Genomic DNA, 20,052 nt, shown 5'->3' with positions numbered 1-20,052 from the left:
GGCGGTGCAGCAGCTCGTGGACGTGAGCAAATCCACCGCCACGCGCTTTCTGAATGAGTTGGAACGTCTCGGCTTCCTGCTAAGATCAGGGACGACCGGGGTGGGGACCGAGTACGTGCTAAAGGGTTCACGCTAGCTGACGTTAATCTGAATAAGTAATACAAAAACTGTCCTAAATAGACCTGGACGCTGATTCCAGTGCTATATAGCACGAAGAGGTAAGGGTTCACTATGGGATTAGCTGACACACTAGCTGGCGCTTATTTCGTTTTTAATGAGCGTTTACTTCTTGAAATTGCATACCTATAGTACATACGGGAGGCGACCATTTGCCATGCAGAGGCAAAAGCAGCGCAAGGTAGGAGGCAGTAATCATGGAGTGCTGATACCACTAATCCTCGGGTAAGAGAATAGGCAGGTGTGCTCTGCACACTCTTCCCCCACAATGTCGTATCGTATTTGGCTTTACAGAAGGATGATTGTATTTTATGATAATTCTATTAAATATTTATATCATATACAGATATTATAATTTATATTTACCAGATCAAGGTGGCAATTCTTTATCCTACTCGTTGTTAGTTAATCTTTTACTTGATTATGTGGTGGTGTAGTTTAAGGCAACAAAGCAGGCCATTCTATTGCCTATGCCTAGTGGTACTATTAGGTCTGCTCCAAAGCAGTAGGGGGTACGCTCAAACGGCGCCCTCACCCGCCCCAGCTGCAAAACAGAAGTCTGCTTCACCCAACGTGCCCGCTGGTACACTCCCGGCGTCTAAAGTAGAGGAGGCGTTGCGCATGCTGCTGCACACGACCTCTGCCAACCCGGATCAGATGGCCACACAAACGGTACTAGAAATCGAAGGACTGGTTATCGACCAAACGTTAACTAAGATAGGGCACGACTTCTATAGCCTCTTTTACGCGCAGTGGGATGTGCCAGCATCGTTGGGAGCGTACACCGTCGTTGTGCGGGAAAGGCCCAACAGAGGAATAAGCGCCCTTATTTCCATTGAGGCCAATGACGACATGATAGTCGAGATGCCTTTATTGCCTAACTACGAAGCGATGGAAGAGGCAGTGACCTATGCACTTGGCTTGACCATAGCACACTTGGTGACTGCCCATAACGTCAGTCAGCAATTGGAAAAAGCAGCCGACGACCCTGGTACCGAGGTGTATTAGGCATTTAAATCCTTCTTATGCTACTCATTCTATAGTATGAAGCTAGTTATACTGAAAGCATTCTTGATTGGAAGCATAGTAACCATAGCCAGCCAGCAGGCGGCAGCCCAGGATATGGTGTACAGACCCATCAATCCGGCGTTTGGCGGCGATACATTCAATTATCAATGGCTGCAAAGCTCGGCGCAGGCCCAGAACTCGCTGAAGGACCCCGCCGCGCCGCAGGCCTACACGCCGTTAGATCCGCTGCAGCAGTTTCAGCAAAGTCTAAATCAACAAATCTTGGGGCAGCTGGCCCAGCGCCTCGTTGGCAACCAGTTTGGCGCGGGCACCGATCCGCTGAAACCCGGCAACTATACCGTGGGCACCTACCAGATTGGCATCAACCCGAATGGAGGTGGCTTTTCCATCAACATTCTGGATACGAGTACAGGTAATCAGACAACGATTACTATTCCAGCTTTATAAGTTAGTGGCTGTACAATGAGGGTAGCTGCTGGGTTTTATCGTTGTATTGCAGCTGTATGGCTACTCGCCCTGAGTGGTTGTGCTGCGTACTTTCATCAACCGCTGGGGGAAGAGCGGGCCCGTCTCGGGGCGGAGTTGCAAGGCAACAGCCTGTTGCAGCAGCTGCCCGCGCCCAAGGAGCGCCTGGTGGTAGCCGTCTACAAGTTTCGGGACCAGACCGGGCAGTACAAGCCCACAGACAACGGCAATGGCTTTTCGACAGCCGTTACGCAAGGCGCCACGAGTATTCTCTTGCGGGCGCTAGAAGAGTCACGGTGGTTCAACGCCATTGAGCGCGAAAACCTGGGCAATCTGCTTAATGAGCGCAAGATTATCCGGTCCAGCCGGGCCGAGTATTCGCAGCTCACAGGCAAACCACAGCCCGTGCTACCCTCGCTGCTGTTTGCGGGCGTGATTCTGGAAGGGGGCATCATCTCTTACGATGCCAACGTGCTGACCGGCGGGGCAGGCCTACGTTACTTTGGGGCGGGTGCCTCCGGGCAATACCGGCAGGATCGGGTTACGGTCTACCTGCGGGCAATTAGCACCAGCACTGGGGAGATTCTCAAGACTGTGTATACTACCCGCACGATTCTTTCCCAGCAAGTAGGCGCCAGTCTGTTCCGGTTCGTGAAGTTTCAGCGGCTGCTGGAGGCGGAAACGGGGTTTTCGTACAACGAGCCCACTGAAATAGCGGTGAAGGATGCCATTGAAAAATCGGTGCAGGCGCTGGTGTATGAAGGCATACACGACGGGCTATGGAGTCCGCGTTCTTCAGCCGACAGCACCGGGCCGGGTATTACGCAGTACTACCAGGAAAAAGCGGCGAATCAGCAGATTGATTTGCTGGGACGCGAGCAGCACGACCGGCGGGGCGTGTGGGGAGTAGCAGGAAGCGGGGCCGTGGTGCGTTACAGCGGCGACCTAAGTCGTCCGCAGGTGCAAGGCGGCGGCGCGGTTTCGCTGCTCTACCAGGGAGCTTCGGTGGGTCGGTGGGGTGCGGCGCTGCACGTTGGGCAATTTGCTTTGGGAGCAGGCGACTACTTCCATCAACGATTCACCTACGCCGAATTGTGCGGGCAGTACCGGCTGTTTCCCCGCGAGCAATTTACTCCCTACGTGTTCGGCGGCGGCGGCCTTACCGTGCGCACCCCCCGACGCAGCACCGCCCTGTTGCCGCACGTAGTAGGCGGGGCGGGAGTGGAAGCGCTGCTTACCGACCAGGTTGGACTGGGCTTGGGCATTGATACGCACTATTACTTCTCCGACCAGCTGGATCAGCTGCCGCTGGGACGCTACAATGATTTCTACTGGGGCGTGCGGGCTACCCTGACCTTCTATTTTCATCCTCCTAAAAGATAAGCGGGCTGCTTCGGCGGAAAACTTCCTTTTCATTTTCACCCTTTTATTCTTTCTACTCCCATGCAAAAACTTACCTTTTTGGCCGCCGCGCTGCTGACAGCGGGCACAGCCAGGGCGCAGAACAACACGCACCAGTCAAGTACCACCGGTGCCGACAACTCGGTGAGCCTGGTGCAGACGGGCCAGTACAACGCGGCGCAGGCCACGGTTACGGGAGATGGTAATACAGTAGGAGCCACGCAGAACGGCACCAGCAACCGCAGCACGCAGACGATAGCAGGTGTCGCCAACCAAGCGACCCTCGCGCAAATGGGTAGCAATAATTCGATTAGCCAGGGCGTGAATGGTACCAACAACCCGACGAATCTCTCGCAAACTGGTACCTATAACACGGGTAGCCAAAGTGTGAATGGTGAAAATAACCAAGCGAGCTTTATACAAAACGGCACCTATAACACGGGTAGCCAAAGTGTGAATGGCATTGAGAATCAAGCTACCCTGTCGCAAGCAGGTAGCTATGAGGTGGTCGGATAAATCTGGACAGAATAGGGTCTTATCTTTCCCATGTCATGAAAGCCAGCCCCCAACCTGCCAAACGTCGGCGTTATGATGCCGCCTTCCGTGCCGAAGCCTTGCGCTTAGCTGGCGAAAGCCGCTCGACGCAGGCCGCCGCGCGCGCCTTGAACATCAGTCCCAAGCTGCTCTACAAGTGGCAGAAAGAGGCGCTCACCCCCATAGCAGCCGCCCGCGGGGCAGAACTAGACCCGGCCACGGCAGCCGAATTGCGCCAGCTGCGGGCCTTGGCGCGCCGGCAGGCGCAAGAGCTGGATATTTTAAAAAAAGCCATTGCCATCTTTTCGCAGACCCCAGACCAATGAGCCACTACCGCTTTATTGAGGCGCAACGCGAGCATTACCCCGTGCGCCTGCTGTGCCACGTGTTGGGCGTGGTGGTCAGTGGGTATTACGCCTGGCACCACGCGCAAAGACAAGCTGTAAAGCAGGAAGCGCCCGTTTGGGAAACGGCGCTGGTCAAAGTGTTTGGCGTGCATAAACGCCGCTACGGTACCCGTCGGCTGCAGGTAGCCTTGCGCCAAAAGGGCCATCACGTAGGTCGTCAGCGCCTGCGCGCAGCGATGCGTCGGCAGGGCCTCCACGCCTTGCAGCCCAAGGCCTACACCCCGCGCACGACCGATTCGACCCACGGGCTGCGCTGCGCCCCCAACCGCCTGCTCGACCAGCCCAAGCCGACCCACGCGAACCGCGTGTGGGTCAGTGACATCACCTATCTGCCGCTGGCTAACGGCGAGTGGGCCTACTTGTGCGCGTACCAGGATATGACCAGCAAACAGGTGGTCGGCTGGCAAGTCGGAGCCACCATGCCCGAAGAACTGATTACCACCGCCTTGCAACGGGCTTTATGGGCGCAGCCACCGACGCCGGGCCTGCTCGTGCACTCGGATCGGGGTGGGCAGTACTGCGGTAACGCCTACCGGCAACTGCTGCACGACCACGGAGCCGTGCGCTCGCAGAGCCGCCGTGGCGATTGTTACGATAATGCGCAGGCCGAAAGCCTGTGGTCCCGCCTCAAAACGGAGGTACTCGAACTGCGCGAACGACCCGTTTTTGCCGACCTGTCGGACGCCCAACGCAGCGTCGCCGACTATTTTGACTATTATAATCACGAGCGCCTGCACTCCAGCATCGACTACCAGACGCCCTATCTTACTCACCAACAACTACTTCAAGCTAACGCCCTAAACTGTCCAGCGTAACTGGACCACCTCACTATAACCAAGCCACGCAGGCACAAACGAATTCTACTAATGTGTCCCGCGTAACGCTTACCCAGGTAGGAACCAGTAACATAGCTACGCAGCAGCAAAATGGTAGCTTCAATAACCTCGTTAGCTTATCGCAGACGGGAACGGGCAACAACGCCAAGCAGCAACAGTCAGGCTTCCCTGGCTCTTCGGTAGGGGCGACGCAGACTGGAAATTATAATACGGTTATCCAGTATCAGCAAACCTACTATGGTGAAGGTAGGGCTAGTGTGACGCAAGCCGGAGGGGATTTTAACTATGCCAGCCAAACGCAAGAGGGTGGTAACACGGGTACTATCACGCAACTAGGTAGCAGCAACCGCGCTACTCAGGAGCAAAGCGAAGGCAAATTTGGTGGTAATACTGGCGGCATCAGCCAAACCGGCACCCGGAACCAGGCAAGCCAAATACAAACGTTTGGCTACAATGAAGCCACTGCCAATCAAAATGGAAGTGACAACATGCTCATGCAGACGCAATATGGTCAGGGCGGCAGTGTGTCTGCCACCCAGACAGGGAATAGTAATGTAGTGGAGCAGACGCAAGAGGCCTTCTATCTCAGTACTGGCAGATCTGCTGCTACCCAGTCGGGTAACAACAATCGGGCGACGCAAACGCAGGTTGGCGGCAGCCAGGCTTCTATCACTCAATCAGGCAAACGTAATACCGCTACTCAACAGCAGAACACGGGCTACTCAACTGCCATCACTACCCAAAATGGCAACGATAATAGTGCTACTCAGGTACAAAATATAGTGTATACCACGGTTACAGCTACCATTCTTCAGAATGGCAACAGCAACCAAGCCGCGCAGAAACAAGAACGTACTTTCGGCGACCTGACGGCACAGATCACGCAGCAAGGCAATGGCAATAAAGCCAGCCAAACCCAGACCAATAGCTTGAACGAGGCCATAATTGAGCAGATCGGCTCAGGCAACACAGCGACGCAAACGCAGGCGGGCGCTGGGTGCGCCGATGTGGCCCGCATGCGCATCCTGCAAGAGGGCACGGGCCATCAGGCCATCCAGCTGGATGAGGGTGGGGTAGACAACCAGTTCCTGATCCAGCAGAGCGGCGCTTCCAACTACGCCCGGCAACAGCAGAGCGGGGAGAACAACTCCGCCAGTACCTACCAGGGCTTGTCGGGCAACCGCAACGAGGTGTATCAGTCGGGCACCAACAACGTGTCGGTGGTGCGCCAGAACCGGTAGGCCAACTGACTGCTAGCGCTAAACGATAACACGGCTTCCATGCAACAGTTAAGTTGTAAGTTGTTAACATCAGATTACTTGATTTACTGATAACTCACAACTTAACTGTTGGCAGAGGCGACATTTTTGTAAGACTATGAAAATAAGTGCAGTAGGTTTACTGACGATACTAGTTCTGTTGGCAACCGTGCAGCAAGGCTGGGCGCAGGAAGTGCGTAATACGTCCTTAAATGCCGAGCAGCAGCTTTTGGAGCAACTGGTTACTGAGCGAAGCGTGTTCCAAAGAGCCGCCGCACCCACCAGCTTGCTCAACGTGACCCAACTCACGCAACAAGGTGCCGGCAATGCGGCGCACATTGTGCAGGTAGGAAGCAGCAACGTAACCCTGATCTCCCAGGTCGGAGTTGACAACGTGGTGAACAGTACCATCTCCGGTCAGCACACGCGTTCTGAAATCGTACAGCAGGGGGCGCGCAACGTGGTAGACCAACAACTTACGGTTGATGGGCGTCGGTATGCAGTGCTACAGCAGGGGTTGGACAACCAACTGAAGCAGGTAGAAAGCGGGGCTCAGGCGCCGCCCGGCTATCAGGTGCAGATGGTGGGCAATGGAATGAAGATCAGTATTCAGCAAGGCCAGGCTGCGTATCGTCCCTGATGAGCAGGTTTACACTACTCCTGCTAACTTTCATTCTAACTTTTTGTGGCCGTGCGCCTCGTACGGTGGAGTAGTCTCTGCCCAGATTTACCTTTTCTATGTTTAGCTTCTTTCGGGCCGTAGGCGTATGGCTAGTAATAGGTTTCATTAGTCAGCTGCTAATAGCCTGTGAGTCGACCACGGTGGAGCCAGCGCGCTATGGCTCCTTAGAAGGAGTAGTCCTGGAAAGTCGGAACAACACGCCAGTGGTCAATGCGGTGGTGACTACGAATCCGGCTACCTCTTCCTTCCTCACCGACGCGCAAGGCAAGTTTACACTGCCTGCTCTGACCACGGGAAAGTATACGCTCTCGATTCGCAAAGCCGAGTACAGCCCGCAAGACCTGGCCGTGACTATTGCAGAGGCGGCACCAACGGCTGTCACAGTGGTACTGGAACGCGCCAACAGCGCTAATCGTCCGCCCAATGCGCCTACGCTTCCTAGTCCGGCCGATGAGGCGACCAACGTAGCTCCTATAACACTGACATTGCGTTGGCGGGTAACCGACCCCGATGGTCAGAGCGATTCGCTGCGTAGCGACGTGATACTCTACGAAAGCACTTCCACCACTCGGCGGCAGCTGCTGAGTAACTCCCGCGATACGAGCGTAACGGTCTCCAACCTGAAATTCAACACCATTTACTTCTGGCAAGTGACTGTGCGCGACCAAGCCGGCGCAACCGTACGCGGCCCAGTGTGGAGTTTTCAGACCGCTGCCCTACCCGAACACCGCTACTTGTACGTACGGGAGGAGAACGGCAATACGGATATTTACGCGGCAGATGTGGCCGGTGCTGGCTACCGCCTGACGACCTCACCATTTATCGAAACGGCGCCCCAACTGAGTCCTAACCGCGACCGGATTGCCTACACGTCGAATGCGACTGGGCAGTTTCAGCTGTACACGATGGATCGGGATGGCACCAATGCGCGGCGCATCACAACCCTCGCGGTGGAGGGCTATTCCAATCCTGGCATCGGCTACCGCTGGTCGCCTGATGGTGCGCAACTTGTGTACGCCCACTACGATCAGCTCTACCGTATCAACCGCGATGGAACCGGCCTGACATTGCTGGCCACGGCGCCCGCCGGCCGCCACTTCCGCGAGTGCGACTGGACCGCCCAAGGCAATCGGCTACTGGTACAAACGATTGGTTCCAACGTTTTTGATTCTGAAATCTATCTACTGAACGCCGATGGTTCAAACCCCACGTTACTGGTCAGCAATCTGCCAGGCCGCGTCGATTCTCCTTCCTTCAGCCTGGACGGCCGGCAACTGTTGTATTCGCATGATGTAGCTGGCCTAAATGATGTAAACGGCCGGCAGCTAGATGCGCACCTCTTCCTGCAAAATCTGGATGGTACGGGCATAGTGGACCTTTCTGGTGCAACGACTAGTACACTCGTGGGCAAGCCAGCGGGCACTAATGATGTAGCCCCACGCTTCTCGCCCGATGGTAGCAAAGTTATCTTCGTGAATAGGGCCAACGACAACCTGAGTCCGCCCGAAATATGGACTATAGACCTGTCACGCCAGAATCGCGTGCGCCTATTTGCTAACGCCTTTTTGCCGGACTGGAAGTAAACCAGTGTAGCAGAGTTTGCGCAGCTTATCTACTGGGTCGCTCATCATGTCCTGAAATAGTTGCCCATTGTCATTGTGCACATACCTATTATTCGTTCAGAAAAGAGTTATGGCTGTTGTAGAACTCCGGGCCTGCCTCTGCTTCCTGTCTCCAGTGGATACTACCGGCGGCGCTTCCGCCAAAAGAGCAAAATCTGCTGCCGAACGGGTGGTTTAGGTTGGGCCATGGCCAAGCTTGCCTGCCGCTGGGGCTGGTGCTTGAGCAGCTTCTTTAGGTTGAAGGCGATGGCAGTCCGCAGCATCGTTTTGTGGGCACTGCCGCGGCCCCGCGTGTTTACGCGTCGCAGGCCGTAGTGCTGGATATACCTTGGATAACCTACCCTCCTGGCTCATGTAAAAACCATTGAATGACAGCGCCTTGCCAGCTAAGCAAGTGAAGCAGTCCGCTTCCACATGGTAGGTAAAGCCGGCGATTTCGGGTTTGTATTTCTCAAAAACCGGAATTCAGGGCGTGATGCCTCGGCCTTCGAGTAGGGCGTAGTTGATGCCATTCGAGTAATTGGTGTCCGCAACTACTTCTTGGACCGGCATGTGATGGGTGAGTAGGCGCTGGTGCAACGGCTCGACGATGCTTTCCAGCAGCACACTGTCTCGTTAATCGGCGAAGTCGGCTTGCATGTGACTAATCACGCCGGTGCCGTCGTCCACGGCCATGCTGCACAGGTAGTTCAGGGCGCGGGCCTTGCCCGGTTTGGTCGAGATGCGGGCCTCGGGGTCGGCCGGGCTATAGTGGGTTTTGTTGCTCAACAGCCGCGCCTGGGGACGACTGCGCCCCAAAGGGCCGCTGTCCTTGCGCAGGTAGCGGGCATGCGTGGTGACGACGCGCTGCAGCTGACGCGCGGGGCTGGAAATAAGGGCCGCGGGCTAAGCGACCGCTACGTCAGGTATCGGCTCACCAGACACGTGTAAGGTGGGCGAGGAGGCTTCAGCGGGCAGCTTTTCGCTAGGCCATCTAAGGAGGCATTGGCTTTAACGAACGCCGAGTCCACCGCTTGGGTGTGGCCCGTGACCAGCCTGGCGGCCACGCACTGGGCAAAGACGTGGTCGAACAGGCACTCAAACACGGCCGCGGGGAAGATCTGCCGGGTGCGGCTCACGGTCGAGTGCTACGGCAACGCCTCGTCCACTTCGTAGCCCAGAAAGTACAGGATATCGAGCCGCAAGGCACAGTGCTCGACGAGGCGGCGGTCACTGACTGGGTTCTCCAGCCGGCTCACTAACACCAACTCGAAGAACACGACCGGGTACAACGAAGGCTGCCCGGTGCGGCTGTAGAGTGCCTGGGTTTCGTCGTAGAGGAACGACCAATCCACGAGCTCGGCCAGTCGGCGGCACAGATTATGCTGTGGCACCCGCTCGGAGAGCCGAAAGCGAGTAACTTCTTTGTCGAGAAACAGCTTCTTGCCTTGCATCTACTCTCTACGAACTAGGTAAGGAGTAGGGATACGCGTTCTGCAACAGCCACAGTTCTTTTCTGAACGGTTTTAGCGACTGCCTCAACGCCCCCGAAAACGCGGTTTTTGGAGGCGCTTTTTTGTATGTGTTCTGAACGCCTATTACTCGTTCATAAAAGCTTGTGTACGCATACCTGTACGCTTTCCCGTTCGATAAGCCAGTGGTTCGTAGAGGTTAAGCCGCTTGTTTAAATTCGAGTAGGGTCATAAAATTCAGGGCCTGGTGGGGCCGTTGGGTGTTATAGTCATGCCGCCACTCGTCCACGAGTTGGCGCACGTGAGCCAGCGAGCGAAACAGGTGGGCGTCGAGCAACTCGCGGCGGAACGAGCCGTTGAAGCGTTCGATGTAGGCATTCTGCGTCGGTTTGCCCGGCTGGATCCAGTGCAGGGTAATACCCTGCTGCTCACACCACTCGCTCAATTTGGCGCTAATAAATTCAGGACCATTATCGGTGCGCAGCCGCGCGGGGCGGCCATAGCACTCAACTAGGCGCGTCAGCACCTGTACGACGCGACTGGCGGGCAAAGAGAAGTCAATTTCCACACCCAGCAGCTCGCGGTTGTAGTCGTCGAGCACACTTAGCGTCCGGAACCGACGGCCATCGGTCAACACATCACTCGTAAAGTCGAGCGACCAGCACACGTTAGCTGCCTCGGGCACCGCCAAGGGTTGCTGCACGCGGGCGGGCACGCGCTTTGTTCAGGCGCCGAGGTAGGTTGAGGGCTAGGACCCGGTAGATGCGTAGCGTGCGTTTATGGTTGACCGCCCACTTAACGCTCGCAGGGCCTGCTGCACCGACTCGTCGTTGCGTCCGTGCGCCACCGGGTGATAGCTACCACGGGAAAGCCCCAGCAGCGCACACGCTCGCCGCTGGCTCCAGCCCTTGCTCACTAAGCCCTGCGCTGCCTGGCGCCGCGCCGCAGGGCTACTTACTTTTTTCGCAGGATCTCAATAGCTTGATTCTCTAGACTTAGGTCGGCGAACATCTGCTTGAGCTTGCGATTCTCCTCTTCCAGGTGCTTGAGCCGGGTGAGTTCCGCGACGCTGGCCCCGGCGTATTTGCTTTTCCAGGCATAAAATGTGGCCTCGCTCAACCCGTGCTCGCGCGCAATCTGGGCCACGGTCTGCCCACTGGCTTGCTGTTGCAGAATGGCCACAATCTGGGCTTCGCTGAATCGTCCTTTTTTCATTTCTCAGTCGTCAGGTAGGGAACGTTACGCCTTTCTCTACTCACAACTGGCGCTCGATTCGGGGGAAGCGTACAAAAAGGTCGGGGCCGCCGTGCGCCTGTCGGCTCGGGATCTGTTCAATCCAACGGCGCTACGGCAGCTGCAAACCGAGTATGCGCAGGCCATGGCGCCCTACGGGTTGCAACGAGGAGTGATATACAGCACGGCTATTCACGAGGACGTGCGCCGCTACTACGGGGCGCAGAAAACCACGCAGCGGGAGTTGGCCCACGTGCTGATCCCCATCGTGCATACGCTACTAGAGGTAACCAAGAAAGCATGGTACGTCGACAGTGGGGTGCACCTGCAACGCGAGTTGGAGCGACTCAACCACCAAGCCGCCCAGCAGTTGGAGCAGGCCAATACTAGGCTGGCGGAGGTAGCGACTATCGCTACGGCCAACACGCTGGCCAGGATCGGGCGCGGGTGCTGGAAAAACAGTTGGCCACCAGTAAGGCCCAGCACGAGCAGACCAAGATGCTACTAGCGCAAAAAGAAAAAGAGCTGGCTGACAAACAGCAACAGCTGGCGCAGAAGAGTACGCACTTCACGCAGCTGGTCGTGCGCATGGCCCGCGGGGAAGCGTTATCGCCGGGTCTTATGGAGCAGGTCAACCAGTTGCAGGAGCGCCAGCGTCAGCGCGCCGAGCAGCTGGCTGGGCAGGTGCTGCGCGGGCCAGTGACGGAAGCCGGCCAGGTGGAGAAAGCGTTGCAGCAAGACGGGTATGTGCTCTATCAGCAGCCAGATCAGACCTTGGGGGTGCGTCACCCGGCAACGGCCGTGGAATTCCCGCTAACGGCGCTACGACCAAACGGGCAGGAGCTCCTATCGCAAGTGCAGCAAGCCATTGAGCGCACCCAGGCGGAGCAGGAGCAGCAGCGCCGGGAGAAGTTGGCCCAGAATCCTGCGGCGCTGCACGCCGTAATTCAGGCCCGCGACGCTGGGCAGGCGGACTGCATCGAAGAAGTGTTGGAAAAGGCCGGCGCCAACGTGTGGAGCCGGGAAACGCTGTCCGAGCAGCAGGTCAGCTATTTCTTTTCCTAGAAGACCATTGAGGGCATCAGCCGCGTGCTGGATGCGGTGCGGCGCTCGCCGGGGGCGCAGCTGGAAGAAAGCTACGCGAACAACACCACGCGCACGGGCGCGGCGCGGACCTTGGAGCGGGACCAGGAGCACGCCCGGCGCGGCCCTGAGCGGGGATGGGTATTGGGTAGGAAAAGGAGGTGAGATGTTGCTTCATGGAGACACTGTATCCATCACTTGTTCCTGTCGGAGCAGCTGGTGCAAGTCGCTTAAGTTCGTATAGTTTGGACGGATAAAGCCGAGTGAGGGGTTATCTAAATCTCGAATCGCTTGAATCGTTAACGAAGAGATGATGACAAAAAGAACCGGGACAAAGTAATGGCGACTCTCCTGCGCGTTGTTCGTGAACCCAACCAAAACCCCGATGGCCCAGGAGGAAATGATCAGCAGCACGATGATCGGATACGGCGTACGCTCTTGATTGGCGTAATGCAGCCGGGAGGTAGCCGAACTCAGACTGTTGAAGGCCGGCAGTAGCCGGCGTACAGCCACTGCCTCGGTGGAAGTAGCTGCCATGGAGCCCCGGAACCGTTGCCACGACTGGCGGTACAACGCGGCAAGCTGACGGGAGTGTTCGGGGACCTGTGTCCGGCCTGGGCGGTGCGCGCGCAGTTCCAGCGACAGAAACTGTAGCAAAAACGAGCGAATGGCGACGCGCTCAGCCGGGGGGAGCAGTTGGCTCTCCCGGTAGAGTTCCGTCACGGCATCCGACGATTGGTGAATGAACGTGGTACGTTCCTTAAGCGAGTTGTTGGAAGAGAGCAATGTGAAAGAGAGCAGCAGGCCGAAGATGGTAATTAGCGCGCTTTCAATGCCAGAAGGCTTCCACTGGAAGCCGCGGCGGCGGTAGTTGTACTCCGCGACTACATAGCCAATAAAGACGGCCAGTAGCAGCGACACAGGGTAAGCCAACGTAAACCACAGGACTTCAAAGAGGTGCTGCCACATGCTGAAGAAGATAAAAGCAGAAAGAAGTAAGAGCAGTAGAGGCGAAAAGACCGCGCATAGTAAGCAGAATGCATTACTTCTGGATATGATAGACAAAGAAAACCCGCGTGTGCGAGGCTTTCTATTATGCGCTATAACGCTACACATGTAGTGGCCGGGTGATTCATACGATCATTCTACATAGCCAAATGGCGAGGCAACTATTCAGGCTTTTTTTAACTCACTTCATTACCGCTTAGGTGTTTACTGTGAGGTGTGCCTCGGATAGGTAGTTTAACAAGTGGTGACGCACGCTACACTTCTCTTTTGGTATGAAGTCTTCTATTCTCCTTGTGATGTTGGCGCTGTTGGTAGGACTTCGTGTTGGGAAGGCACAGCCGCCGCCAGATTACTTGGTGTATCACCAGCGAATGATTCAGGCTGAAGAACTCTTAGCCCAGCACCACTACCGTGCGGCCTTAGCTGGGTTTGAACAGGTGCTCAACGCCTACGACTACGTGTTCTTGCGCGACTGTCAGGTCACTACTCAACTCGCGCTGTATGTAGGGGATAAGCACAAAGCTTACCACTGGTTGCGCCGCGGCGTTCTAGGCGGGTGGAAACTATCAGACATCCGAAAACACCGTTTTCTCAAACCGTTGCGCACGGGGCCAGCGTGGAATGCTGTGCAGCGGGACTATGCTACTTTACGGAGTAGCTACGAGCACACGTTACAGCAGCCCCTGCGCGCGGAGGTACTGGCTATGGCTAGGAGAGACCAACAGCTGGCGTTCCGCAACCTCTTACAGCTCAGCAAGCGAGCAAAAGAACGATTCCTTACCCAGCAGTTTGTACCTCATTCAGAACGGCGAGTAACCCGCATAGCACAAATCCTTCAAGTGTATGGCTACCCAGGAGAGAAGCTCATTGGCAACCGCACGAGCATGCAGCGCATCCTAAGTCACCACAACTCTATCTCCACTACCTACGCGCAGCGGGACACGCTCTACCCCCACTTGCAGCCCGACCTGTTGCAAGCTGTACGCCGCGGGGAACTGGCACCCGCGGATTACGCCGTCATTGAAGACTGGTACGTGGTCATCAAGTCCGACGGGCAGCAAGTCTCCTACGGCTATCTTAATCCATTGACCACGAAGGAGGTAGCCTTGTCTGATGCGCGCCGCCAGCGCATTGGATTGCGCTCTGTCGCGCTGCGCAATCAGCTCGTCGAGGTGCAAAAGGAAACCGGGATGGACCTGGTGCTGGACGGGGTGTTTTGGGTGAAGGGCAAGCTGCCGATTGTTGCGCATCGGTAGTGGAAGATCCGTGTCACTGGCTAGTAGAGTCCTGTGGGTTACCGCTTCTCTTGTTGCGTGGCGCAGGTTGTCGTTACAGTCAAACAAAGGGAGCCACACCAAGTGATGCGGCTCCCTTTGTTTGACTATAACCTTTGTCTCAATTAGCTAGACCCTGCTTCGCATCCTAGCGGAAGCGGTAGAGATTGAGCATCATGGACACGCCGCCGTTCGTGCGCCACGAGTTCAGGTTGTCCGTGTCGGAGGTGCGCGTGCTCCACAGATTCCACATCAATCCGTTTGAGTTGCGGATCGACCACGCCTGGCTAGCATTTAGGTCTAGCCACGGGCCATACGTGGAGGCGGTGCCGGTGTCTTTCACGAAGATGCAGGCCCACCGCGCGAAGATGGACTTGCCCCCCTGAATGTCCAGCACGGCGTCTTCATCCTGCAGAATGCCGCCGGGTGATTTCGATAAGCTGGTGCGGGCATAATTCATCGCTTGTAATCCCATCCCCCGGTAGTCGGGGCTGCTATAGTAAGGGCGCAATTCATTGGCGGCCCCAATGAAGGTGCCTTGGGTATACAGCAAAGCGCCCTCCGTGATTTGTCCGGCTTTGTTCACCGCCCCTTTCACTTCTCCTGTGGCAGCCACGTAAAACCGTGGTGTCATCCAATCCATGATCATCTTCGCCTTATCGCGGTAGCTCACATCGCCGGTGGCTTTGTAGAGGCGCATGGCGCAAATCACGGCCGGCGCATTCACGCAGGTGTTTTTGGAGAGCTTGTCGGTTTTCCACCACAGGCCCCCGCCCAGCGTGGTGTCCCAGCCGCGGGCCCACACCAGGTCAAAGTTCTGCCGGGCCATATCCAGCATGCCCCCGTCGTTCCAGATCTCGTAGGCGCGGATGCACATCAGAGAGCCCCAGATGATGTCGTCGTTGAACTCGTTGCTGCTCCACAGCAGGCCGTGGGCATCGCGCATGCCGTTGTAGAGGTACTGGATTTTGTTTTTGTACTCGGTCGTCGGGTTGACATTGTAGGCGTCGATGACGGTTTCGATGGCCTCGGCCTGGGTCCAGAAGTCCATCCGCCGGGTCTTGGCCAGATCAAACCAGTAGTTCGCCTTGAAGGTAGGGCCATACGTGCCGTACTGGTTATAGTACTTGTTGTCGTAGCTGGTTAACGCCAGCAGGGCTTCGCTTTTGGGAACGACGGCCAGCGCACTGACCTGGGTAGGGGCTATTCCGGTGGCAGAATCTTCCGTGAATGCCTTCTCTTGGCAGCCCGCGAGCAGGCTTAGGAGCACGGCCGGCAGGATACTCCGGCGCAGCATCTGTTGTAGTCCGGTCGGCGAGGCCTGAAGCTGGGGGAGGGAGGGTGCATGGTTCGGTTGCATAGGATGGGAGTTTGGTGGGTAAATAGAGCCTTGTGGACCTGCGCTTTATTAGGCCGCAGGGTTGGTTCGTTTGCGCGAAGCGCTAGAAGCGGTTGCCGCAACGTCAGGGCTACTACATGGCAGTAGTAGATACCACTTCAACGGAATCGGGTCTCTCCGCTTTATCGGAGGGATGGAAAGGACATCTCAATGTATACTGATCCTGCACCTTCAACCAGGAACTTCTACTAGTTTTTGTGACTTCGCTCCACGTACTGCTCGTGTATTATCCCTCCATCCTGTAGTTTTGCCGTATAAAGGCAAGTATGTTATAATGAATACTATGAATATGATATCTTGTAGATATTCAGTTGTATTTCCATTATATGATTCATCTTCCCGTGGTTCCCATGCTACTTTTGGTTGTCACAGAATAGGTTTGTGACATAAGGGGACAAGGAAAACCCCGTATGCGGGTGGACTTTTCTATTTACTTGCTCTTCAGTTCATCCATAGTTTGGTTGCCTGAACAATAGCATGTCAAAGTAGCGCGAGTAAATTCTAGGCTGCTACTGCAAGAGCTTTGGCAGCATAAGCAACCACATGCGGCGCATGGGTATACATGTGGGCGACGGCTGCCGCTTGGCCCGCGGCGCAAGCAGCGGCGACGGCGGCTGGTTGCGCCGCGGCGCGTGCCGCCGCGTGCGCGCCAAACGCGGCCTTTCGGCAGTCCAGCATGCTGGACTGTCCTGCTACCCACGCCCGCAACGTAGTTAACGCCTCACGGGGACGCTGATCATCGGGGTACGCCTGCTCAAACAAGAGTAGTACGCGCTCGGCACAAGCCGTGGCTTCCAACGCCAACGCGTAATGAACTGGCAAAGCAGGATTAGCAAAAGGTGGTTTACGAGGGTCAGGCATGCGCGTCAAGTTCGCAGAAACAGCCGACGAGTACCTAACCCCACTACGGGGCGCAGTCGCTATCTTTGGGGCAACGTACGGTAAACACCTCGCCAACACGGTAGTCTTGGAAAAGACGAAACCCCGGCTGGTGGAACAACCGGGGTTTCAGGAAGTAGGTGCGGTAACACCTAAATCCAATCGCAATGGAACGTAAGGTGCGTACGAAAGCGAAAGAGACCGAGAAGCTCGGTTTGTTTCGCGTCCTGCTAGAGCTGTGTAAAGCAGCGGTAACAGGAGCGGCAAAGGCAGTGGTTAGCTACTTGCTAGAGCCGTAAAGAAGGTGGCAGGTGGCCCGTGTGGCTGCCTGCCATTTTTTTGTTGTGGTGCAAAGGTATACCAACAAACGCAATTATGCATCAAAACGTTTGGCAATCCGATAGCCTAGCTCGCTAGCCGCGAATCCGGACGCGTAGCGCGGGAACTTCGGGGTTGCTATATCTGCCTTTACGTAGTAATGCGTTACTCATACGCTGCCAAGTGTGTTTGGCGCAGCCAGTCACAGGCCTGGGCCCCGCAGTCAAACACCGAAACATAGGGCGTGGTCGCGTAGCGGACAATAGTTAAGATTTCTGCCTTGGACACCAAGTCGGTGGGGTTGATCCACGCGACGGCCTGCACCCCGGCTTGCGCCAGCCGGGGAAAATACTGCTGGCCGACCCACCGCTCGATGCCATCCCAGCCATCGCGCGCATCACTGCCGTCACAGAGCAGCTTGTGCCCGTCATGTTCCATGAGGTAATGTAGAATCAATTCGCAGTCGGCTTGTATCGTTCCGGGTTCCTGGTGACCACGCCACTCGACCGATAGCCACATATTATCAAAATCGTAGCTCATCGAGAGCGGGTAGGTATCAAATATGAGCTGTAGCATGAGCGTAGGGCGCGTGTAACTGCCGGTATAAGTTGAAAAGGATAAAGAGAGAGAGAGTAACCAGCTGTCAGCGCCACTATAGTTGGCTGAAAGCACCGAGTAGGGTGAGTAGGTGCGGATCGGTAATCGGAAGTCGCGGGCTTACTAAATTGTACTGATGAGTCTGCAGGTGCGTGATGATCCAGTACATCTCCAATAAGCGCCGTTCATAGGCCTGTGGTTCGAGCGGTGTATTGCTTGTCAGCGTGGTCGCCCAGGCAAGGGCCTGGCGTCGTTGCGCTTCCTCTGCGGGAATACTCATGGTAGGAGTACGGAGAAGGCCGGCCAAAAAAAACCTTATATCAGGCAGCGAAATACGTATAAACAGCAGCGCGAAATACGGAGTACACGAATATAGGCGAATACTTGTCTGTAATGATGAACGAAACGTTTGCGACTTGAGAAGCAACCAGTTCAATTAGACTGCTAACTAGGTTTTCGTGTATGACGTGTGTCACCGGAGGCTCTTGTCCTTTCCTACTCGCGCTGCTGTCGACTACTGTTTGGGCAGGGAAGGCTGCGCATAATACGCAGAAGCTTGCGGTGGTGTAAAACCAGAAAGCCCCTCCTATGAGGGGCTTTCTGGTTGGCTGTGATTATCTCTGAGGTAGGCTTAACTTCTATTTTACGCTGGCGAGCAGCTGTTCTACCTTGGTAAAGGTGCGCTGATAGCTAGCTTTCTCCGCCGCGCTGACAAAGCCCTGCTTTTTTGCAAACTCAACCACCGAGGTTCTGACCGCGCCTAGCTCGATATGCAGGGCAGTCGTCTTATTCTGGGGTAGTTTCTTGGTTTGCATGGCTTGTCCCAGTTGGGCCTGCAGCGTAGCGGCTTTGTCTCCAATAGCGTGCTGATCGGCTTGATTCACACTGAATTTATCCTTGTCGGTGTGCACTTCCAGGCCCGTGCCTTTCACGAGTTGCACCAAGGCGTCAGCCGTGGTCAACCGACCCTCTACGGCCCGGCCACGATAGGACTGCACCAGTTGCGGATCGTACTGCACGAGGCAACCCGTCTGGCGGGAAAGATCGGTCAGCGCCTGTGCCAAGGGGGCCGCAGCGACACGTACCGAAGTAGGCGTTGTCTGGCATGCTGTCTGGGCAACGCTGGTGGCGCTCGACGCAGTGAATAAACCAAGGGTTAAAAGGAAGACAATCTGTTTGCTTGTCATGGTAGTGCGCTTCGTAAGCGGAGGCAGGAAATGAGGTAAAAAGAAGAGAGGCAAAGGAATACAAAGGAGGCTCGGCCTAGTTGGCTACTGGGCCTGCAGGGTCGTGCGGGTGCGCGTGATAACGCCCTGTAGCGTGTCTATTTGGGTCAGCACGAGCTGATGAGCGGTGAGCGATTCGATGCGCCCCTGCAGGCGTGTTTCAGCGCCTGCAGATGGCGGCCCGTACACGATGGTGGCCCGGAAGTACTGCGTACCAGGCGTGAGTTCCCAGCGGCCCGAACGGCTGGCCGGGTCCTGCGCGTTGCACGGCGTCGCGCCTTCTAGTAGGGTATAGGCACCTTGGGGCTGAAACTGGTAAAGGTTGTCTTTCCAACACGGCTCGGACGCCTGGAACAGGTTAGTGGCGGGGGCCTGGCCCACCTGCTCGGTCAGGCTGGTCATGCGCCAGGTACGGGTAAGCAGCGGCTCGGAGACGGTGGTGGGCAGGGAGTGGCAGCCCAGCAGGGTACCACTCAGCAGCAGTACGGGTAGGAAACGGAGGGGGGACATACAGTTGAAAGGCAACGAGAAAAAAAGCCGTGCGTGTGGGGGGGGACTTGGGTTGGGCCGTTACGTTCTCCGTCCGGGTCGCCACGAGGGTCAACGTACCCGTGGGATTGAACGCATAGGTGCGGGTTTGGTGCTCGCAGCACGAAAAGCGCGCGGCCGTCACCACGTGCTGCGTGGCCGCGTCAAACGTGACCTGGTAGCCGCCAAGCGTGTTGCTCAGGGGCGTATTGTGCACAAAGCGCTGGGTAGAGGCTTCGTAAAGCCAATAGTCGTACTGCTGATTAACCAGGCCGCGCGCACGCGTCAGCATCAGGTCCGGGTGCCCGTCAAAGTTCACGTCGCGCACGACGACCTCCTGGGCGGGGTCCAGCGCGGCTGGCCCGGACAGCGTAACCGAGTGAGTGGGATGATTACCCTGCGTCGGCTTGACCCACAGTGTGCGGGTAGGGGCCGTGGCTGGGCCAGTGAGGGCACCCAACGTGTAGTAGAAGCGGGGGTCAGGGAGCGGCAGTTGTAGGGCACGCGGGATGGGACCAACTGTAGTTGGCAGGGTCAGCAAGCTGGCCCAGAACAGGGAAAACATAGAAAAGGGAAGCGTCGCGCCGACGTTAGCGGACAAGCGGAAGCTCGACAAATAGTGTGCTAGAAAAGCCAAAAGTATC

At 56.4% G+C, this 20,052-nt stretch carries 23 protein-coding genes and 1 pseudogene; 12 read left to right on the top strand and 12 right to left on the bottom strand.

What is annotated here, in order from left to right; translation table 11 throughout:
- Positions 1 to 654 precede the first annotated feature (654 nt).
- The 9 genes from F1C16_RS22500 to F1C16_RS22460 all read left to right on the top strand — a co-directional run bounded on the left by F1C16_RS22500 (position 655) and on the right by F1C16_RS22460 (position 8,373).
- Positions 655 to 1,185, top strand: coding sequence for a CsgE family curli-type amyloid fiber assembly protein (locus F1C16_RS22500; protein ID WP_185284745.1), 531 nt, complete (start codon positions 655 to 657; stop codon positions 1,183 to 1,185).
- A gap of 36 nt (positions 1,186 to 1,221) precedes the next feature.
- Complete coding sequence (locus F1C16_RS22495; RefSeq protein ID WP_185284744.1) at positions 1,222 to 1,653, top strand: curli production assembly/transport component CsgF; 432 nt, start codon at positions 1,222 to 1,224, stop codon at positions 1,651 to 1,653.
- A gap of 15 nt (positions 1,654 to 1,668) precedes the next feature.
- A complete protein-coding gene (locus F1C16_RS22490) occupies positions 1,669 to 3,054 on the top strand; it encodes a CsgG/HfaB family protein (RefSeq protein ID WP_185284743.1) in 1,386 nt (461 codons plus the stop codon).
- Between the two features lie 60 nt (positions 3,055 to 3,114).
- The gene (locus F1C16_RS22485) at positions 3,115 to 3,588 is read left to right on the top strand and encodes a hypothetical protein (RefSeq protein ID WP_185284742.1); all 474 of its coding nucleotides are present in this window, start codon (positions 3,115 to 3,117) and stop codon (positions 3,586 to 3,588) included.
- Positions 3,589 to 3,623: 35 nt separating this feature from the next.
- On the top strand, positions 3,624 to 3,932 hold the full coding sequence (locus tag F1C16_RS22480) for a transposase (RefSeq protein WP_185284638.1): 309 nt from the start codon (positions 3,624 to 3,626) through the stop codon (positions 3,930 to 3,932).
- Positions 3,929 to 4,828: an IS3 family transposase gene (locus F1C16_RS22475; protein WP_185284650.1), complete on the top strand. Its 900-nt coding sequence runs from the start codon at positions 3,929 to 3,931 to the stop codon at positions 4,826 to 4,828. The genes F1C16_RS22480 and F1C16_RS22475 overlap by 4 nt, the downstream gene beginning before the upstream one ends.
- Positions 4,829 to 4,881: 53 nt before the next feature.
- Complete coding sequence (locus F1C16_RS22470; protein ID WP_185284741.1) at positions 4,882 to 6,090, top strand: hypothetical protein; 1,209 nt, start codon at positions 4,882 to 4,884, stop codon at positions 6,088 to 6,090.
- Between the two features lie 136 nt (positions 6,091 to 6,226).
- A complete protein-coding gene (locus F1C16_RS22465) occupies positions 6,227 to 6,748 on the top strand; it encodes a hypothetical protein (protein WP_185284740.1) in 522 nt (173 codons plus the stop codon).
- Positions 6,749 to 6,846: 98 nt separating this feature from the next.
- Positions 6,847 to 8,373, top strand: a complete 1,527-nt coding sequence (locus tag F1C16_RS22460; RefSeq protein WP_185284739.1) for a carboxypeptidase regulatory-like domain-containing protein — start codon at positions 6,847 to 6,849, stop codon at positions 8,371 to 8,373.
- A 504-nt stretch (positions 8,374 to 8,877) separates the two neighbouring features.
- Here the strand turns inward: F1C16_RS22460 and F1C16_RS22455 are convergent.
- From F1C16_RS22455 to F1C16_RS22435, 5 genes and pseudogenes are all read right to left on the bottom strand, one after another.
- Positions 8,878 to 9,018 carry a hypothetical protein gene (locus F1C16_RS22455; protein ID WP_185284738.1) on the bottom strand — a complete coding sequence of 47 codons (141 nt, stop codon included), beginning with the start codon at positions 9,016 to 9,018 and terminating at the stop codon, positions 8,878 to 8,880.
- A 9-nt stretch (positions 9,019 to 9,027) separates the two neighbouring features.
- A complete protein-coding gene (locus F1C16_RS22450) occupies positions 9,028 to 9,180 on the bottom strand; it encodes a hypothetical protein (RefSeq protein WP_185284737.1) in 153 nt (50 codons plus the stop codon).
- A 128-nt stretch (positions 9,181 to 9,308) separates the two neighbouring features.
- Positions 9,309 to 9,530 carry a hypothetical protein gene (locus F1C16_RS22445; protein WP_185284736.1) on the bottom strand — a complete coding sequence of 74 codons (222 nt, stop codon included), beginning with the start codon at positions 9,528 to 9,530 and terminating at the stop codon, positions 9,309 to 9,311.
- Positions 9,531 to 9,539: 9 nt separating this feature from the next.
- The gene (locus F1C16_RS22440) at positions 9,540 to 9,845 is read right to left on the bottom strand and encodes a transposase (RefSeq protein WP_185284735.1); all 306 of its coding nucleotides are present in this window, start codon (positions 9,843 to 9,845) and stop codon (positions 9,540 to 9,542) included.
- A 217-nt stretch (positions 9,846 to 10,062) separates the two neighbouring features.
- Positions 10,063 to 11,078 (bottom strand): annotated as a pseudogene (locus F1C16_RS22435) (IS3 family transposase).
- On the opposite strand from F1C16_RS22435, the gene F1C16_RS22430 reads away from it, so the two are divergent.
- Both F1C16_RS22430 and F1C16_RS22425 read left to right on the top strand, forming a co-directional pair.
- Positions 11,038 to 11,604: a hypothetical protein gene (locus F1C16_RS22430; RefSeq protein WP_185284830.1), complete on the top strand. Its 567-nt coding sequence runs from the start codon at positions 11,038 to 11,040 to the stop codon at positions 11,602 to 11,604. The pseudogene F1C16_RS22435 and the gene F1C16_RS22430 overlap by 41 nt on opposite strands.
- The gene (locus tag F1C16_RS22425) at positions 11,559 to 12,161 is read left to right on the top strand and encodes a hypothetical protein (RefSeq protein ID WP_185284829.1); all 603 of its coding nucleotides are present in this window, start codon (positions 11,559 to 11,561) and stop codon (positions 12,159 to 12,161) included. The genes F1C16_RS22430 and F1C16_RS22425 overlap by 46 nt, the downstream gene beginning before the upstream one ends.
- A 192-nt stretch (positions 12,162 to 12,353) precedes the next feature.
- Here F1C16_RS22425 and F1C16_RS22420 read toward each other — a convergent pair whose 3' ends face one another.
- Positions 12,354 to 13,148: a hypothetical protein gene (locus F1C16_RS22420; RefSeq protein WP_185284828.1), complete on the bottom strand. Its 795-nt coding sequence runs from the start codon at positions 13,146 to 13,148 to the stop codon at positions 12,354 to 12,356.
- A gap of 311 nt (positions 13,149 to 13,459) precedes the next feature.
- Between F1C16_RS22420 and F1C16_RS22415 the strand changes: the two genes are divergently transcribed.
- Positions 13,460 to 14,443: a hypothetical protein gene (locus F1C16_RS22415; RefSeq protein WP_185284827.1), complete on the top strand. Its 984-nt coding sequence runs from the start codon at positions 13,460 to 13,462 to the stop codon at positions 14,441 to 14,443.
- A 166-nt stretch (positions 14,444 to 14,609) separates the two neighbouring features.
- Here the strand turns inward: F1C16_RS22415 and F1C16_RS22410 are convergent, their stop codons facing one another.
- The 6 genes from F1C16_RS22410 to F1C16_RS22385 form a co-directional block, all read right to left on the bottom strand.
- On the bottom strand, positions 14,610 to 15,821 hold the full coding sequence (locus F1C16_RS22410) for a glycoside hydrolase family 76 protein (protein ID WP_185284826.1): 1,212 nt from the start codon (positions 15,819 to 15,821) through the stop codon (positions 14,610 to 14,612).
- A gap of 540 nt (positions 15,822 to 16,361) precedes the next feature.
- A complete protein-coding gene (locus F1C16_RS22405) occupies positions 16,362 to 16,682 on the bottom strand; it encodes a putative immunity protein (protein WP_185284825.1) in 321 nt (106 codons plus the stop codon).
- A gap of 540 nt (positions 16,683 to 17,222) precedes the next feature.
- Positions 17,223 to 17,597 carry a hypothetical protein gene (locus F1C16_RS22400; RefSeq protein WP_185284824.1) on the bottom strand — a complete coding sequence of 125 codons (375 nt, stop codon included), beginning with the start codon at positions 17,595 to 17,597 and terminating at the stop codon, positions 17,223 to 17,225.
- Between the two features lie 695 nt (positions 17,598 to 18,292).
- The gene (locus F1C16_RS22395; protein ID WP_185284823.1) at positions 18,293 to 18,718 is read right to left on the bottom strand and encodes an STN domain-containing protein; all 426 of its coding nucleotides are present in this window, start codon (positions 18,716 to 18,718) and stop codon (positions 18,293 to 18,295) included.
- A gap of 207 nt (positions 18,719 to 18,925) precedes the next feature.
- Positions 18,926 to 19,282 (bottom strand): hypothetical protein, encoded by a 357-nt coding sequence (locus tag F1C16_RS22390; RefSeq protein ID WP_185284822.1) that lies wholly within the window; start codon positions 19,280 to 19,282, stop codon positions 18,926 to 18,928.
- On the bottom strand, positions 19,239 to 19,973 hold the full coding sequence (locus tag F1C16_RS22385; RefSeq protein ID WP_185284821.1) for a hypothetical protein: 735 nt from the start codon (positions 19,971 to 19,973) through the stop codon (positions 19,239 to 19,241). Before F1C16_RS22385 ends, F1C16_RS22390 begins: the two co-directional genes overlap by 44 nt.
- Positions 19,974 to 20,052 lie beyond the last annotated feature (79 nt).

Source organism: Hymenobacter sp. NBH84 (genome assembly GCF_014217645.1).
Classification (GTDB): Bacteria; Bacteroidota; Bacteroidia; order Cytophagales; family Hymenobacteraceae; genus Hymenobacter; species Hymenobacter profundi.
This window is presented reverse-complemented; position numbering and strand designations above follow the sequence as displayed.

Excerpts from the sequence above, each read along its gene's own strand:
- F1C16_RS22495 (WP_185284744.1), top strand. The coding sequence starts at position 1,222 with ATGAAGCTAGTTATACTGAAAGCATTCTTGATTGGAAGCATAGTAACC.
- F1C16_RS22490 (WP_185284743.1), top strand. The coding sequence starts at position 1,669 with ATGAGGGTAGCTGCTGGGTTTTATCGTTGTATTGCAGCTGTATGGCTA.
- F1C16_RS22485 (WP_185284742.1), top strand. The coding sequence starts at position 3,115 with ATGCAAAAACTTACCTTTTTGGCCGCCGCGCTGCTGACAGCGGGCACA.
- F1C16_RS22480 (WP_185284638.1), top strand. The coding sequence starts at position 3,624 with ATGAAAGCCAGCCCCCAACCTGCCAAACGTCGGCGTTATGATGCCGCC.
- F1C16_RS22475 (WP_185284650.1), top strand. The coding sequence starts at position 3,929 with ATGAGCCACTACCGCTTTATTGAGGCGCAACGCGAGCATTACCCCGTG.
- F1C16_RS22465 (WP_185284740.1), top strand. The coding sequence starts at position 6,227 with ATGAAAATAAGTGCAGTAGGTTTACTGACGATACTAGTTCTGTTGGCA.
- F1C16_RS22460 (WP_185284739.1), top strand. The coding sequence starts at position 6,847 with ATGTTTAGCTTCTTTCGGGCCGTAGGCGTATGGCTAGTAATAGGTTTC.
- F1C16_RS22440 (WP_185284735.1), bottom strand. The coding sequence starts at position 9,845 with ATGCAAGGCAAGAAGCTGTTTCTCGACAAAGAAGTTACTCGCTTTCGG.
- F1C16_RS22430 (WP_185284830.1), top strand. The coding sequence starts at position 11,038 with ATGGCCACAATCTGGGCTTCGCTGAATCGTCCTTTTTTCATTTCTCAG.
- F1C16_RS22420 (WP_185284828.1), bottom strand. The coding sequence starts at position 13,148 with ATGTGGCAGCACCTCTTTGAAGTCCTGTGGTTTACGTTGGCTTACCCT.
- F1C16_RS22415 (WP_185284827.1), top strand. The coding sequence starts at position 13,460 with ATGAAGTCTTCTATTCTCCTTGTGATGTTGGCGCTGTTGGTAGGACTT.
- F1C16_RS22410 (WP_185284826.1), bottom strand. The coding sequence starts at position 15,821 with ATGCAACCGAACCATGCACCCTCCCTCCCCCAGCTTCAGGCCTCGCCG.
- F1C16_RS22400 (WP_185284824.1), bottom strand. The coding sequence starts at position 17,597 with ATGAGCTACGATTTTGATAATATGTGGCTATCGGTCGAGTGGCGTGGT.
- F1C16_RS22390 (WP_185284822.1), bottom strand. The coding sequence starts at position 19,282 with ATGACCAGCCTGACCGAGCAGGTGGGCCAGGCCCCCGCCACTAACCTG.
- F1C16_RS22385 (WP_185284821.1), bottom strand. The coding sequence starts at position 19,973 with ATGTTTTCCCTGTTCTGGGCCAGCTTGCTGACCCTGCCAACTACAGTT.